At 64.3% G+C, this 15,527-nt stretch carries 15 protein-coding genes; 6 read left to right on the plus strand and 9 right to left on the minus strand.

The window, feature by feature from the left end; all coding sequences use genetic code 11:
- Positions 1-42: 42 nt before the first annotated feature.
- The 6 genes from UP09_RS02460 to UP09_RS02485 all read left to right on the plus strand — a co-directional run bounded on the left by UP09_RS02460 (position 43) and on the right by UP09_RS02485 (position 6,508).
- Positions 43-990: a peptidylprolyl isomerase family protein gene (locus UP09_RS02460; protein ID WP_044536817.1), complete on the plus strand. Its 948-nt coding sequence runs from the start codon at positions 43-45 to the stop codon at positions 988-990.
- 17 nt (positions 991-1,007) lie between these two features.
- Complete coding sequence (pdxA, locus tag UP09_RS02465; protein ID WP_044536442.1) at positions 1,008-2,009, plus strand: 4-hydroxythreonine-4-phosphate dehydrogenase PdxA; 1,002 nt, start codon at positions 1,008-1,010, stop codon at positions 2,007-2,009.
- A 121-nt stretch (positions 2,010-2,130) separates the two neighbouring features.
- Positions 2,131-2,985: a 16S rRNA (adenine(1518)-N(6)/adenine(1519)-N(6))-dimethyltransferase RsmA gene (gene rsmA / locus UP09_RS02470; RefSeq protein WP_044536443.1), complete on the plus strand. Its 855-nt coding sequence runs from the start codon at positions 2,131-2,133 to the stop codon at positions 2,983-2,985.
- A 19-nt stretch (positions 2,986-3,004) separates the two neighbouring features.
- On the plus strand, positions 3,005-4,063 hold the full coding sequence (locus UP09_RS02475; RefSeq protein WP_044536444.1) for an alcohol dehydrogenase: 1,059 nt from the start codon (positions 3,005-3,007) through the stop codon (positions 4,061-4,063).
- A gap of 62 nt (positions 4,064-4,125) precedes the next feature.
- Entirely contained in the window at positions 4,126-5,337 is a 1,212-nt protein-coding gene (locus UP09_RS02480) for an ABC transporter substrate-binding protein (protein WP_044536445.1), read from the plus strand.
- 97 nt (positions 5,338-5,434) lie between these two features.
- Positions 5,435-6,508: a hypothetical protein gene (locus UP09_RS02485; RefSeq protein ID WP_156164406.1), complete on the plus strand. Its 1,074-nt coding sequence runs from the start codon at positions 5,435-5,437 to the stop codon at positions 6,506-6,508.
- Between the two features lie 5 nt (positions 6,509-6,513).
- Here the strand turns inward: UP09_RS02485 and gmk are convergent, their stop codons facing one another.
- From gmk to UP09_RS02530, 9 genes are all read right to left on the minus strand, one after another.
- Entirely contained in the window at positions 6,514-7,167 is a 654-nt protein-coding gene (gene gmk / locus UP09_RS02490; RefSeq protein ID WP_044536446.1) for a guanylate kinase, read from the minus strand.
- A gap of 3 nt (positions 7,168-7,170) precedes the next feature.
- Entirely contained in the window at positions 7,171-8,058 is an 888-nt protein-coding gene (locus tag UP09_RS02495) for a YicC/YloC family endoribonuclease (RefSeq protein ID WP_044536447.1), read from the minus strand.
- A 223-nt stretch (positions 8,059-8,281) separates the two neighbouring features.
- The gene (mltG, locus tag UP09_RS02500) at positions 8,282-9,544 is read right to left on the minus strand and encodes an endolytic transglycosylase MltG (protein WP_044536448.1); all 1,263 of its coding nucleotides are present in this window, start codon (positions 9,542-9,544) and stop codon (positions 8,282-8,284) included.
- 126 nt (positions 9,545-9,670) lie between these two features.
- Complete coding sequence (fabF, locus tag UP09_RS02505; RefSeq protein ID WP_044536449.1) at positions 9,671-10,936, minus strand: beta-ketoacyl-ACP synthase II; 1,266 nt, start codon at positions 10,934-10,936, stop codon at positions 9,671-9,673.
- A 96-nt stretch (positions 10,937-11,032) separates the two neighbouring features.
- The gene (locus UP09_RS02510; protein WP_006020277.1) at positions 11,033-11,272 is read right to left on the minus strand and encodes an acyl carrier protein; all 240 of its coding nucleotides are present in this window, start codon (positions 11,270-11,272) and stop codon (positions 11,033-11,035) included.
- A 287-nt stretch (positions 11,273-11,559) separates the two neighbouring features.
- Positions 11,560-12,297 carry a 3-oxoacyl-[acyl-carrier-protein] reductase gene (fabG, locus tag UP09_RS02515; RefSeq protein WP_044536450.1) on the minus strand — a complete coding sequence of 246 codons (738 nt, stop codon included), beginning with the start codon at positions 12,295-12,297 and terminating at the stop codon, positions 11,560-11,562.
- 22 nt (positions 12,298-12,319) lie between these two features.
- Positions 12,320-13,273 carry an ACP S-malonyltransferase gene (gene fabD, locus UP09_RS02520; protein WP_044536451.1) on the minus strand — a complete coding sequence of 318 codons (954 nt, stop codon included), beginning with the start codon at positions 13,271-13,273 and terminating at the stop codon, positions 12,320-12,322.
- Positions 13,274-13,461: 188 nt separating this feature from the next.
- Entirely contained in the window at positions 13,462-14,487 is a 1,026-nt protein-coding gene (locus UP09_RS02525) for a fatty acid desaturase family protein (protein WP_044536452.1), read from the minus strand.
- Entirely contained in the window at positions 14,484-15,203 is a 720-nt protein-coding gene (locus UP09_RS02530) for a TetR/AcrR family transcriptional regulator C-terminal domain-containing protein (protein ID WP_044536453.1), read from the minus strand. The genes UP09_RS02525 and UP09_RS02530 overlap by 4 nt, the downstream gene beginning before the upstream one ends.
- Between the last annotated feature and the right edge of the window lie 324 nt (positions 15,204-15,527).

Here is a 15,527-nt window from a genome sequence, read left to right on the forward strand (position 1 = left end):
TCGCGGCTCTAGCTTGAATGGGTTTAAACGGCTGATATGACAATGACGATCGCTAGCCTGCCAACTCGCCGCTATTCGCTCCTCCTGAGATCCCTGCTGGCCCTGGCTCTCCTGTTGGGCGGTGGCGCACGACTGCACGCCCAGAGCATTGCCGTCATGGTCAACGGCGAGCCGATCACCAATCTCGACATCGAGCAGCGCATCAAGCTGAACACCCTGACGGGCGCCAAGAACCCGGATCGACAAGCCATTCTCAACGACCTGATCGACGAGAAGGTGAAGATCAAGGAAGCCAAGAAATACGGTGTCGATCCCGGGGCCAGCGACATCGAGCAGTCCTATGGCGGGATGGCGCAGCGGATGCGGCTCAACGGCGATCAGCTCACCAAGGTGCTGGAAGGCAAGGGCATCCGGCCGGACACTTTGAAGCAACGTATCAAGGCCGATATGGTCTGGACCGCGCTGGTGCGCGGGCGCTTCAAGGAGAGCCTGCAGGTCGGCGAAAAGGACGTTGCTGCCGCGGCGCAGCAGACCGGCGAGACGACCGAAACCAACGCCTTCGAATACCGGATGCAGCCGATCGTCCTGATCGTGCCGCGCGGCGCGCCGCAATCCGACTTTGAAACACGGCGCAAGGAAGCGGACACCCTGCGCGAACGCGTCACGAGCTGTGAAGAAGCCAACTCCTACTTCAAGTCGATGCGCAACGCGGCGATCCGCGAAATCGTCGTGAAGACCTCGGCCGACCTGCCCCCACCGCTCCGCGACATGCTGGACAAGACCCCGATCGGTCATCTGACCACTCCCGAAGTCACCAAGCAGGGAATCGAAATGGTCGCACTCTGCGGAAGGAAGGAAACCACCGTGGACACGCCGAAGAAGCGCGAGATCAGGGAGAAGATGTACGCGGAGAAGTACGAGGCGAAGGCGAAGTCCTACCTGCAGGAAATCCGCAGGGCCGCGATGATCGAATACCCGGGCGCAAAATAATCGACTATCATTGACGCATGGCAAAACCCCTCGCGCTGACATCCGGCGAGCCCGCGGGCATCGGACCCGACATCACTCTCGCCACATGGCTGCGGCGCCGCGAACTCGATCTCCCGCCGTTCTATCTGCTCGGCGATCGCGCATCCCTTGCCGAACGCGCCAAGGCGCTCGGGATCGCCATCGAGCTTGCCGACGTCAGCGCCGAGGAGGCGACTACAACATTTGCACGCGCCCTGCCGGTCGTTGCGACCGGCCAGCCGGCAACGGCGCGACCGGGCGTCCCCGACGAGACGAGTGCCATTGCAGCGATGGCCTCGATCCGTCAGGCGGTCGCCGATGTCAGGTCGGGCAAGGCCAGCGCCGTCGTCACCAATCCGATCGCCAAGAGCGTGCTCTATCGCGCCGGCTTCCGCCATCCCGGCCACACCGAATTCCTGGCCGAACTCGCCGCCAACGGCGCACGCGTGCCGCAGCCGGTCATGATGTTGTGGTCGCCGAAGCTCGCCGTCGTCCCGGTGACGATACACCTTTCGATCCGCGAGGCGCTGGCGCAACTGTCGACCGACCTGATCGTGTCGACGGCGCGCATCGTGGTCTCGGACATGAAAGCGCGGTTCGGCCTCGCGGCGCCGCGCCTTGCCGTATCGGGCCTCAACCCGCATGCCGGCGAAGACGGCACGCTTGGATTGGAAGACGTCGAGATCGTCGCACCGGCAGTCGAGATCCTGCGCAGTGAAGGGATTGCCGCCAGAGGCCCGCTGCCGGCCGACACCATGTTCCACGAAGCCGCGCGCAAGACCTATGACTGCGCGATCTGCATGTATCACGATCAGGCGCTGATCCCGATCAAGACCGTCGCATTCGAGGACGCGGTCAATGTCACGCTGGGACTGCCGTTCATTCGGACCTCGCCCGATCACGGCACTGCGTTCGACATCGCCGGCACCGGCAAGGCCAATCCGTCGAGCCTGATCGCCGCGCTGCGGCTCGCCGCCCGGATGGCCGCGGCACAACCATGATGCGATTAGAAGGAATCGCATCATGACTTCATCCTTTTGTTTGAGCATGATCTCCGCGCAAACGCGTTCCGCGTTTGTCGCGAACGAAAACCGGTATCCACTTTTCCGGATCATGCATTAGATGAGCGCGATCGACGACCTGCCGCCGCTGCGCGACATCATTCGCGATCATTCACTGTCGGCGCGCAAGTCGCTCGGCCAGAATTTTCTGCTCGATCTCAATCTCACCGCACGGATCGCGCGCGCCGCCGGCCCGCTCGAGGACTCCACGGTGATCGAGATCGGGCCCGGCCCGGGCGGATTGACCCGCGCGCTGCTCGCGCTCGGCGCCAAGCGTGTCATCGCAATCGAGCGCGATGAACGCGCGACTGCCGCGCTCGACTATGTCGTCAAGCGCTATCCCGGCCGCATCGAGATCGTGCATGGCGACGCGCAGCGCTTTGATCCGCGTCCCTACCTTGATGGCGGCAAGGCCAAGATCGTCGCCAACCTGCCCTACAACATCGCGACCCACCTGCTGGTCGACTGGCTGTCGATCGAACCCTGGCCACCCTGGTACGACACGATGGTGCTGATGTTTCAACGCGAGGTCGCCGAGCGCATCGTCGCCCATGAGGACGACGAGGCCTATGGCCGGCTTGCGGTGCTCGCCAACTGGCGCGCCGAGACCAAGATCCTGTTCGACATCTCGCCGGCGGCGTTCGTGCCGCAGCCGAAGGTCACGTCCTCGGTGGTACGATTGATACCGCGCGCAGCGCCCGAGCCGTGCAACCGTCGCATGCTCGAGCAGGTGGCGGCCGCCGCCTTCGGGCAGCGCCGCAAGATGCTGCGCCAGAGCCTGAAATCGCTGTCCGTCGATCCCGAGCGGCTCGCGGCCGCCGCCCATGTCGACGCCACGCGGCGCGCTGAAACCGTTCCAGTTGCAGGCTTTGTTGCCATGGCACGGGAATTGGCCGATATACGATCCATAAAATAGACCATCAGGAGAAAACGTAATGGCGCGCATGGTTCGCCAATCCCTCGTCAAGTTCGATGCGCCATTGTGCGAAACCATCATCGACACGCCGAAGCCGCAGGGACGCGAAGTCCTGGTCCGCATCGAGCGCTGCGGTCTCTGTCATTCCGATCTCCACATCCAGGACGGTTACGCCGATCTCGGCGGCGGCAAGAAACTCGACACCACCCGCGGCATGGCCCTGCCCTTCACGCTCGGCCATGAGATCGCCGGCGTCGTCGACGACGTCGGCCCCGACGTGCCGAAGGATCTGATCGGAACCAAGAAGGCCGTGTTTCCCTGGATCGGCTGCGGTCAATGCCGCGACTGTCTCAACGGCGACGAGAATCTTTGCGCCAAGCAGCGCTTCCTCGGTGTCTCCATCGACGGCGGCTTTGCGACCCACGTGCTGGTGCCCGACGCAAAATACCTGCTCGACTACGATTCCTTGCCGGTCAACCAGGCCGCGACGTTGATGTGCTCGGGCGTCACCGCCTACGGCGCGTTGAAGCGGCTGGTGGATCGTCCACGCCAGCGCAACCTGCTGCTGATCGGCCTCGGCGGCGTCGGCATGATGGGCCTGTCGTTCGCGCAGGCGATGTTCAAGCAGAATATCGCGGTGGCGGATCTCAGCCCCGCCGCGCGCGAGACCGCGCTGAAGAACGGCGCGGCAGTCGCCTACGATCCGGCGGAGCCGGACGTGATCAAGCGCATGCTGAAAGAAAGCGATGGCGGCTTTGACGGCGTCGTCGACTTCGCGGGCAACGAGAAGTCGATGGCGTTCGCGGTGTCGACGGTGGCGCGTGGCGGCAAGATCGTGGTGTCCGGCCTCATGGGCGGCAATTTCAGCCTGCCGATGGTGCAATGGGTCTACAAGCGCATGACCATCGAAGGCTTCATGGTGGGGACGCTGGCCGAGGGCCAGGAGTTGATGGCGCTCGCCCGTGCCGGCAAGATCAAGCCGACGCCGATGAAGGAAGAGCCGATGGCCTATGTCCAGACATGGATCGATGAGTTGCGGGCCGGTAAAGTCGTGGGACGTATTGTGTTGAAGAACTAAAGCACAATTGCGCTTTAGTGGACGTCCCGCCGGCCTCACCCAAACAACTGGGGAGGACGTGCATGAGGAGGAAACGTTCGACGATCACGGCATGGGCCGCGCTCGCGCTTGCCCTTGCCGCGACGCCGGCCCTTGCGCAAACGCATTACGGGCCCGGCGTCACCGACACGCAAATCAAGATCGGGACCACAACACCCTATAGCGGCTCGGCGTCGGCCTATGCAGCGGGCGCCATCTCGATCACCGCCTATTTCGCGATGATCAACGATCAGGGTGGCGTCAACGGCCGCAAGATCAACTTCTTCAGCCTCGACGACGCCTACAGCCCGCCCAAGACGGTCGAGCAGATCCGCCGCCTGATCGAGAGCGACGAGGTGCTGTTCCTTGTCAACCCGGTCGGCACATCGACCAACATGGCGGTGCTCAAATACATCAACCAGAAACAGGTGCCGCATCTGTTCGTTGGATCGGGCGCCACCATCTTCAACGATCCCGAGCACTACCCGTGGACGATGAGCTGGACGCCGCATTACGCGTCCGAAGGCGAGATCTACGCCAGGTACATCCTGTCGACGCAGCCAGACGCGAAGATCGGCATCCTCGCGCAGAACGACGATCTCGGCCGCGACTATGTGATGGGACTCAAGCGCGGGCTCGGCGACAAGGCTGCGACGATGATCGTGTCGCAGCAGGTCTACAACACCAGCGATCCCACGGTGGATTCGCAGATCGTGTCGCTGAAAGCCTCCGGCGCCAATGTGCTGTTCATCGCCTCGGTGCCGAAATTCGCCGCGCAGGCGATCCGCAAGGCCTATGACATCGACTGGCATCCACAGGAGTTCCTCTCCAGCGTCGGCTCCTCGATCGCGGGCGCGATCCGTCCGGCGGGGTTTGAGGCGGCCAAGGGCGTGATCTCGGCGGCGTACCAGAAAGACCCCGCAGATCCGCAGTGGAACGACGATCCGGCCATGAAGGCCTGGAACATCTGGATGGACAAGTACAATCCGCGCGTGGACAAGAGCGACTACTATGCGCCCTACGGCTACAATATCGGCTACGCGGTGGTGCAGATCCTCAAGCAGTGCGGCAACGACCTGACGCGCGAGAACGTCATGAAGCAGGCCTCCCATCTCGACATGGAGCTGCCGCTGCTGCTGCCGGGTATTGGGCTGCGGACCTCTCCGACCGACCTGCGGCCGATCAAGCAGATGCGGCTGGTCCGCTTCAACGGCGAGCGCTACGTGCTGTTCAGTGATGTGATCGAAAGCAATTAGAGCGTTTTCGAGCGCCGCAGCTCGGGAACCCTTGGCCGCCTTCGTGCCGCAATTGCGGCGCGCCGCGAGCCCCAATTAAGCCCTACCCGTTCCGGATTTGCGGCGCATTGCGACCCAACTCTTTACCGAGATTGGGATCGCCAGCGCTTGTGTAAAGAAATTACCGGGGACGCGTATGTCAAATGGTTCAGCAAAATTTACCGCGGCGCTCGTCGCGAGCCTCCTAGCCGGCGCCAATTTTACGGCCGTTGCGGAGAACGCCGCCAAGACGGTGGATATCAAGACGCCCGATACCAAGACGGCCGATATCAAGCCGGCGGACAGTTGCCTGTCCGGCCCGAAGGGAACCGCGCCGACAGGAAGCCACTGGTTCTACCACCTCGACCGCACGACCAAGAAGCAGTGCTGGTATCTCGGTGAAGCCAGGAACAAGGCCGCCAAAGCCGCAACCGCGCAGCAACAGACTGCGCCCGACGCAGCGGCAGTGGACGCCATCCCACCACAAGCGCAACCGCAGCCTGCGATGCGCAAGTCGGTCGCCGACGCACATGCCGAAGTCGTCTCTCCGCCCGCCACCGTCGCGCCGGCAGTAACCACCGACGTCAGCGACGCAGGCAATCCCGCCCCCGATGCCAGCGCGGCCGCCACGCCCCCCGAGGCGACCGCGCCATCGTCGCCGGTGACGGCGCGCTGGTTCGATGCGTCGAGCATGAGCGGGTCGAACGGCACAAGGCTAGCGGCCAACGCTCCGCCGCCTGCCGCCACGCAAGCCGATGCGAGGCCCCAAGCGGCGCCGGCCGCGCCCGTCGCGGTGGAGGCTCCCGCAGAGAAGCAGTCCTCCTCCACTCAGATGCTGCTGATCGTCATGGTGGGTGCGCTGGCGCTGGCGGGCCTGGTCAGCGCGCTCGTGTTCCGGCAGACGCGCAGACGCTCACCGCCCTATGAGATCCGCGACGAGTGGCGTGCGCCGTGGGATTCGCTCAGCAGCGAGCGCGCACCGCCGATCTCTCAGCGCCGGGAGCGTCCGATTCGGCTGTCCGATGTACCACCGCGCCGTGCCGAACCGCCAATCCGGCGTCGGGAACCGGTGCGTGATCCCGAGCCGTCCGAGGACAGCGATCGGCAGATCGCGGAAATGCTAAAGCGGCTCGCACGCACCGCGACGAACTGAGGCGGCTATTTCTCGAGCTGGCGCTGCAGGCCGCGCACGAATTCGGTAAGGCCGGTGCGCCGCTCGCGCTTCAGCCGCTCGGCCTGCAGGATCGACTGCACTTCCGCAAAGGCGGCGTCGACATCATGGTTGACGACGATGTAGTCATATTCGGCCCAGTGGCTCAGCTCATGGGTGGCGCGGTCCATCCGCCCGCGGATGACCTCCTCGGAATCCTGCGCACGGGTGTGCAGCCGCTTTTCGAGATCGGAAGCGGACGGCGGCAGGATGAAGACGCTGACCACGTCCGCGCGGGCCTTCTCGCGCAATTGCTGGGTGCCCTGCCAGTCGATATCGAACAGCACGTCCTGGCCGGCTGACAGCGCAGTTTCGACCGGCAGCCGCGGCGTGCCGTAGCGGTTGTCGAACACGGTGGCCCATTCCAGCAGCTCGCCCTGCTTGGCCATCGTCTCGAACTTCGCCTTGTCGACGAAGAAATAGTCGCGGCCGTCGACCTCGCCGGGCCGCTTTGGCCGCGTGGTCGCCGACACCGACATCTTCAGCCCCGGCATGCGGTCGATCAGCATGCGCGACAGCGTCGTCTTGCCGGCGCCCGAGGGCGACGACAGGACGAACATCAGTCCGCGCCGCTCAACGCCGTCAAAACCCTGCGCCGTCATCGCTCACTCCAGATTCTGGACCTGCTCGCGGAATTGCTCGACCACGTTCTTCATCTCGAGGCCGGTATTGGTCAGCTCGATATCGTTCGATTTCGAGCAGCAGGTGTTGACCTCGCGATTGAACTCCTGCGAGAGGAAGTCGAGCCGCCGCCCAACCGGGCCGCCCTTGCCGATCATGTCGCGCGCCTGGGCGATATGCGAGGCGATGCGGTCGAGTTCCTCGCGAATATCCGCCTTGGTGGCGATCAGGATTGCCTCCTGGCTGAGCCGGTCGGCATCGAAGCGATCTGAGGTTTCCAGCAGCGTTGCGATCTGTTCGGCAAGCCGCGCCTTGATCGCTTCGGGCTTGCGGCCGGGGGCGGCCTCGGCGCGCTTGGCGAGCCGTTCGATCTCGTCCATCCGCTGGATCAGGATTTGGCCGAGGGCTGTGCCCTCGCGGTTGCGCATCTCGACGAGATCGCCGAGCGCCGTTTCGAAGGCCGTCGCGGCCGCGTCGCGGGCCGCCTTGTCCTCTTCCTCGCTGCCTTCGGGTTCGACCATTTCGATGACGCCCTTGATGCCGAGCAGGCCATCGATGCTCGGCGCCACCGCGTCGATCCGTTGCGCAAGCAGGCCGGCGACGTCAACCACGGCGGCCAGCACGTCCTCGTTGATGCGGATGGTTTGCGCCGCGCCGGCGCGCTTGACGCTGAGATTGGCGTAGACCGTGCCCCGCGACAGCACCTCGCCGGCGCGCTTCTTGGCCAAGGCCTCCAGCTCGTCCCATCCTGGCGGCAGCCGTAGCCGCAGGTCAAAGCCTTTGGCGTTGACCGACTTCAGCTCCCACTCGAACGTATAGGGGCCGCTCGCGCCATGGCTCCGGGCAAAGCCTGTCATGCTCGATAGCGCCATCGCGTTAACTCTCCAACAGAAGGATATGGCCCGCCTGGAGCCTTCGGGACTCGCTCGCCGCCCCAGCGACCTTAAAACGGATTCCGTGAAAGTGGAATTACGTTCCACTCACGGGAAATCAGAGGTTAGAGCGTTTTCGAGCGAAGTGGGTACCGGTTCGCGCTGGGAAAACGCGTCAGAACAAGAATCTAGAGCTCCGTTCCGATTCTATCGGAACGGGGCTCTAGCGCTGCACCACGGGCGGCACATTGGTCTGCTGGGCAGCGCCCTGACGACCGCCACGCGGGGGCTTTTTCTGATTGGTGGGCTTCGCCGGCGTGGTCGCCGTGGGACTGGTATCGGCTGACGCGGGCGCCGTGGCGGCGGCCGGCGGCTGATCATCCGCGGGCTCGACGGTGTCGTTCTGGATCTGCTTTTCCATCGTGCGCAGCTTGGCGACGTTCTTGGCGTGCTGGTCGTAGGTTTCGGTAAAGGCGTGACCGCCGGTCCCGTCAGCAACGAAGAACAGGTCGCGCGTGCGCGCGGGGTTGGCGGTCGCCTCCAGCGAAGCGCGGCCGGGATTGGCGATCGGTCCGGGCGGCAGGCCGTCGATCACATAGGTGTTGTAGGGCGACGGCTGGGTGATCTCACTGCGCTTGATCGGGCGGCCCAGCGTTCCCTTGCCGCCGACCAGCCCATAGATGATCGTCGGGTCGGATTGCAGCTTCATCTTCTGCCGCATGCGGTTGACGAAGACCGCGGCGACGCGGCTGCGCTCGTCGGCACGGCCGGTCTCCTTCTCGACGATCGAGGCCAGCGTCACGAGCTGGTCCGGCGACTTCAGCGGCGTGTCGGCATTACGGCGATCCCAGATTTCGGCGAGCACGCGCTTTTGCGCCTGCTGCATACGCTGGATCACCTGGTCCCGCGTGGTGCCGCGCGGGAACTTGTAGGTCTCCGGCAACAGCGTTCCCTCACGCGGAATTTCGCGCACCGAGCCGGTGAAGATGTCGTTGTCGGAGAGCCGCGACAGGATCTGCTCGGAGGTCAGACCTTCCGGAACGGTGATGGCGTGCTGCACCACCTTGCCCTCGACGATGGTGGCGATGACGTCGCGCAGGCTCGCATTCTTCTGGAACGAATACTCGCCGGGCTTGAGGTCGGAGCTTGCCTTCAGCGCATACACGCTGCCGATGAATATCCAGGGATTGACGTTGATGACGCCTTCGCGCTGGAGCACATCGGCGATGTCGCGCTTGCCGGCGCGGGCGGGGATGTTGACGACCTTGTCTTCCTGCAGCGGCCCGGGCGATTCCAGGGTCTGCTTGCCGTAGTAGTACGTCGTTCCGGCGCCGATCATCAGGATGATCAGGAGGGTGAAGATGGCGTTGCCGACGATCACGAACGGATTGCGGGCGCGCTCAGAGCGCTTCGGCGGCGGCGGAACCTGCTCAGGCTCCAACGCGGCGCGCGGACTCCTCGGTGAAATGGGCGGCCTCTCACTCATCGATGCAAACCAAATCCTGCCGGTTCAATCGTGGCCGGACAAACCCCTGCCCAGCCAATAGCATACGCCCGCTATCAGGAGTCACCGCGGAATACGGCAAAACGGTGGACTAGTTCAAAACAACCATTAATTCGCTACGCGCTGCAAGATCACGGAGGCGTTGGTGCCTCCGAAACCGAACGAATTGGACAATGCCACATTGACCTCGCGCTTGCGCGACGCGTGCGGCACGAGATCGATCGCCGTTTGGACCGACGGGTTGTCGAGGTTGATGGTCGGCGGCACGACATTATCGCGAATCGCAAGAATCGCGAAGATCGCCTCGATCGCGCCGGCCGCACCGAGCAGATGTCCGGTCGCAGATTTGGTCGACGACATCGAGACCTTCGAGGCCGCATTGCCGAGCAGGCGTTCGACCGCGCCGAGTTCGATCTCGTCGCCGACCTGCGTCGAGGTGCCGTGGGCGTTGATATAGTCGAGATCGGATGCCGTAAGGCCCGCGCGCTTCAACGCCATGCTCATGCTGCGGAAGCCGCCATTGCCATCCGGAGACGGCGAGGTGATGTGGTAGGCGTCGCCCGAAAGACCGTAGCCAGTCACTTCGGCGTAGATCTTCGCGCCGCGGCTCTTCGCGTGCTCATACTCTTCCAGCACCACGACGCCGGCGCCCTCGCCCATGACAAAACCGTCGCGGTCCTTGTCGTACGGACGCGATGCCTTTTCCGGCGTCTCGTTGAAGCCGGTGGAAAGTGCGCGCGCCGCGCAGAATCCGGCAATGCCGATGCGGCTGATCGGCGACTCGGCGCCACCAGCCACCATCACGTCGGCATCGCCGAGCGCGATCAGCCGCGCGCCGTCGCCGATGGCATGCGCACCGGTCGAGCACGCGGTGACGACCGAATGATTGGGTCCCTTGAGGCCGTGCGCAATCGAGACATAACCCGATGCCAGGTTGATCAGGCGGCCGGGAATGAAGAACGGCGAGACCTTGCGCGGTCCGCGCTCCTTCAGAATGATCGCAGTCTCGGCGATGCCCGAGAGGCCGCCGATGCCGGAGCCGATCATCGTGCCGCTCGCGCATTTGTCGTCTTCGGTCTCGGGATGCCAGTTGGCATCGTCGAGCGCCTGCTTGGCCGCGCACATTGCAAAGATGATGAAGTCGTCGACCTTGCGCTGGTCCTTCGGCTCCATCCACTGATCGGGATTGAAGGTGCCGTCGGACCCATCGCCGCGCGGCACCGAACAGGCGATCTTGCTCGGCAGATCGGACACCTCGAAGGTATCGATCTTCGTCGCACCGCTTTGTCCGGCGAGAATGCGCGCCCAAGTTGCGTCAACGCCGCAGCCGAGCGGTGTAACCATGCCCAGCCCCGTGACGACAACTCGCCTCATCTCAGTCTCTCCGGCCCAAAACGGGCGGCCAACAGTAAGAAACCGGGGGACCGTTCGACAACGGTCCGTCCGGCTCCGTCAACCTCGCGAAAGGCGTCAGCTCTTCGCGTTTTTCTCAAGAAACTTCGTCGCGTCGCCGACGGTCAGAATCGTTTCCGCGGCATCGTCCGGGATTTCGCAGCCGAATTCTTCTTCGAAGGCCATCACGAGCTCGACCGTGTCGAGACTGTCGGCGCCGAGGTCATCGATGAAACTGGCGGCATCGACCACCTTTTCCGGTTCGACACCGAGATGTTCGACCACAATCTTCTTAACCCGCTCGCCAATCTCACTCATCGTTCAACCTCGTTGTTCCATTGGACCCGACCCCAAGACGATACGAGCCATCGTGGTCGTCTCGATTACTCAATCGCGCATAGTTTGATTCGGCCCGGTCGTAGCCGACTAAGCCCCGGCGAACGGCAGGCGTCGCCACGCCAATATACAGGGTTTCAAAATCCTGCAATGGCGTTCTTTGCCCATCCGTGGGGGGTTCAGCTATCATACTTCCCCAGCCTTGACTACACGCCTGAACCGGCTCCCGAAAACGGCCTTTCGCCGCATTGCGAGAGCCAGTAAGCAGCTCAAATCATAGCCATCCCACCATTGACGTGAATCGTCTGTCCGGTGACGTAGGCGGCCTCGTTCGAAGCCAGATAGACTGCCGCGGCAGCGATGTCCTCGGGCGTTCCGAGCCGCGCCGCAGGAACTTTCGCAAGGATGGTCTCGCGCTGCTTGTCATTGAGCGCGTCCGTCATCGGCGTCTTGATGAAACCCGGCGCGATGCAGTTGGCAGTCACGCCACGCTTGGCATATTCGGCACCCAGCGTCTTGATCAGGCCGATGAGCCCGGCCTTCGAGGCGGTGTAATTGCCCTGCCCCGGATTGCCGGTGACGCCGACGATCGAGGTGATGGCAATGATCCGGCCGAAGCGCTTGCGCATCATCAGTTTGGTCGCGGCGCGCGCGAGGCGGAAGGTCGCGGTCAGGTTGACCGCGATGACATCGTCCCAGTCCTCGTCGCGCAGTTGCACGAACAGGTTGTCGCGGGTGATGCCGGCGTTGGCGATCAGGATGTCGACCTGTCCCATTGCCTTTTCCGCCGCGGGTACCAGGGCCTCGACGTCGTCCTTGCTGGAGAGATTGCAGGGCAGCACGTGAACGCGCTCGCCAAGCTTGGCGGCAAAGCCATCCAGCACCTCGCGGCGCGTCCCTGAAATCGCAACCGTTGCGCCCTGCGCGTGCAGCGCCTGGGCGATCGCGCCGCCGATGCCGCCGGTTGCACCCGTGACGAGCGCGGTCTTGCCGGTCAAATCGAACATCAAAATCTCCTCTCGCGGCTGTTTACGCCGAAGCTGCCAATGCGTCCTTGGCCGCCGCAATATCGTTGGGACCGCTGACGGACACGCCGACCGCGCCGTCCGTGATGCGCTTGACCAGCCCGCTCAGCACCTTGCCGGCGCCGATCTCGAAGAACCGTGTGACGCCCTGGCCTGCCATATAGGCTACCGACTCGCGCCAGCGCACGGTGCCCGTGACCTGCTCGATCAGGCGGCGGCGAATCTCGTCGGGATCCGTGATGGCGGAGGCCAGCACGTTGGAGACGAGCGGCGCCGCGGGCGCCCTGATGGCGACGCCGGCCAGCGCCTGCGCCATCGCATCCGCCGCCGGCTGCATCAGCTTGCAGTGGAAAGGTGCCGATACCGGCAACAGCATTGCGCGTTTGGCGCCCTTGGTCTTGGCGATCTCCACAGCGCGGTCAACGGCCGCCTTGTCGCCGGACACCACGACCTGCCCGCCGCCATTGTCGTTGGCGGCCTGGCAGACCTGCCCCTGGGCGGCCTCGCTGGCGACCGCAACAGCGGTCTCGTAATCGAGGCCGAGCAATGCGGCCATCGCACCGGCACCGACCGGCACGGCCTTCTGCATGGCCAGGCCGCGGGTACGCAACAGCCGCGCGGTGTCGCTGACGGTCAGGCTGCCGGCTGCCGCCAGCGCCGAATACTCGCCAAGCGAGTGCCCGGCGACGAAGGCCGCGTCACGGCCGAGCGAGAAACCGGCTTCGCTTTCAAGCACGCGCAAGGTAGCGATCGAGACCGCCATCAGGGCTGGCTGCGCATTTTCAGTCAGTTGCAGCGTCTCGGCCGGACCATCCCAGATGGTCGCGGTCAGCTTCTCGCCGAGCGCGGAATCGACCTCGTCGAACACCGCCCTGGCCACCGGAAAGGCCTCGGCCAGGGCCTTGCCCATGCCGACTGCCTGCGAGCCCTGCCCGGGAAACGTAAATGCTGCCGTCATCGGCGCTCCCTACCTTGTTGAGCGTGATCTTCGCGCAAACGCTACGCGTTTGTCGCTACGGTGTCCGCGTGGCGAAAGGAGCCTCGGCGGGTCCGAATAACGCCCTGGACGGGGCCGTAAGACACTGATGACGGCCGCCATGTCAAGCCGCGCCGGCGGAACCCTGGGGATGCCCGACCGCGGTCGAGCTAGAACCCGCCGGCATTCTGGTCGGCGTTAACCTTGGCACCGGCCTGCGCCCGGCGCGCGCTGTTGACCAATTGCCCCGGGCGATCCTCGTGGTCGGGCCTGCCGGTCGCAAGCCGCAGCACGGCAGCGTAGCCCGGCTGCACCTCCATCCGTTCGGCATAGCGGCTCTCGCTCAGGATACGGTGGACGCGCGGCAGGTTGTAACAGGGCACGTAGAACAGCAGATGATGCTCGAGATGATAGTTCACATAGTAGGGCGCGATGAACAGGCGCTCGAGGACATTGGCGCGCGTGGTGCGGGTATTGCGCAAGGGGTCGGAGCTGTCGGGCACCACAGCATGTTCAGCGATGTTACGGATGCGCGTGATCACCATCATCCAGGTCAGTAGCGGCACCAGCCACAACAGCGGATAGGCCCACCACACGCCGGCCGCGGCGAGGCCTGCGAACAGCACCGCATTGATGACGCATTGCGGGCCGAGCTTTTCCCAGAAATGCGCGGCGCGCCGCGACAACGGCCATTCGTTCGGCCCGATCGCGTTGAGCAGTTGCGCCTTGCGCTGCTGGTAGCCGGTCTGTCCGGTGATATCGCGGAAGAACTTGCGGCGGTAGCTTGGCCGCGTGATTGGGAACGGCGCCGACAGCACGAGATCGGGATCATCCTCCTGCTGCGTCCGGGCGTGATGTTGCAGGTGATAGCGGCGATAGCCGCGGGTTTCGGCAAAGATCGGATAGGCGCAGAACCATTGGCTCAGCGTCAAATTGGTCTTCTCGTCCGCCGAGAGACAGCCATGCGCACCATCATGCATCAGGATCGCCAGGCCAAGCTGGCGCGAGCCGATGACCGCGACGGCAAGCAGATAGGTTAGCGGATTGGGCCACCATGCGACGAGCGCGATCGCAGCCAGGATCAGCGCCCATGCATGCGCGATCAGCGCTGCGCCCTTCCATGTCGTGCGCTGCCGGACCGCAATCAGCTCATCCTCGGTCAGGAAATCGCGGGCACGCATGCGAAGCGCGGTCATGATGCAGTCTCCCCGTCCGATGAGGTTGCAGCGCCGTTTTCGCCGACCAGGCGCAGGCGCGGCCCGTCATTTGCTGATATCGCCGTTGCAGATGTTGCGGCCACCTGCTCGCCGAGCACCCGCAGCAGCTCGCCGGCGAGTTGGTCCGGCGATCGGCCCATGGCGTAGCCTTCGACCATCACGCCGATCGCCACCGCCCAGAACCGGCGCGAGGTCGCGTCGGGGTCGCGCAGCGAGCGCCAGCCATGGCGCTCGATCTGGCCAGCATAGGCCCGCGACCCCTCGCCGTGCAGCCGCTCGATGGTGCGTTCGACCAGCGGCGCCAGGTCCTGCCGGCGCCGGGTCATCGTCAACGCCTCCGCGAAGAAGGCGACCGAATCGGTCGCGGTCACGGTCTCCACCAGCGCGCGGGTGTAATCGCGCGGCGTGGTGGCCTGCAGCGCAGCCTGCTCGGCTGCGCGCGCCACATAGAGCATGTCGCGGCAGGCGGCTTCGACGAACAGCGCCTCCTTGGTGCGGAAGTAATAGGTGATCTGGCTCGGAAAGGCGTCCGCGGCAGCGGCGATATCCGAGATCGACGTCCCGGAGAGCCCGCGCTCTCTGAACAGCCGGCTGGCACCATCAAGCAGCAGCGAGCGCATCTTGCGCCCCGCCGACCGCGTGGCGCGCGCGGTGTGCTTCGGATCGGGCATTTGGCCGCGCACATCAGGATCCATGATCGTATCCTCGAGTTTATTTGTATGGCATACAAACAAGGAAATCAACCTGGAACTGGCGGCTCTTCCGGCCTACGAAGCGCCTCCGGTACTGGCTGCCGGGCAAATTGAAGTCCCGAGGCAGGCCGAGAATGCTTGCCATCCCGCTCAAAATCCGTATAAACCGCGCCATCCGTGGGGTCCCGGCCGGGAGCTGAACGGACGGTCTCAGCAAATCACCTGTTGATTTTGATGTGATAGGGCCAGTCGGCCCGTCGTCCCGTGCTTCCGCCTTCTGAGCAACATCGAGTCCTTTCCGAAGGTCTCGAAGGGCTTGTCGCTGGG

The sequence above is a fragment of the Bradyrhizobium sp. LTSP885 genome (genome assembly GCF_000938305.1).
Taxonomy (GTDB): Bacteria; Pseudomonadota; Alphaproteobacteria; order Rhizobiales; family Xanthobacteraceae; genus Bradyrhizobium.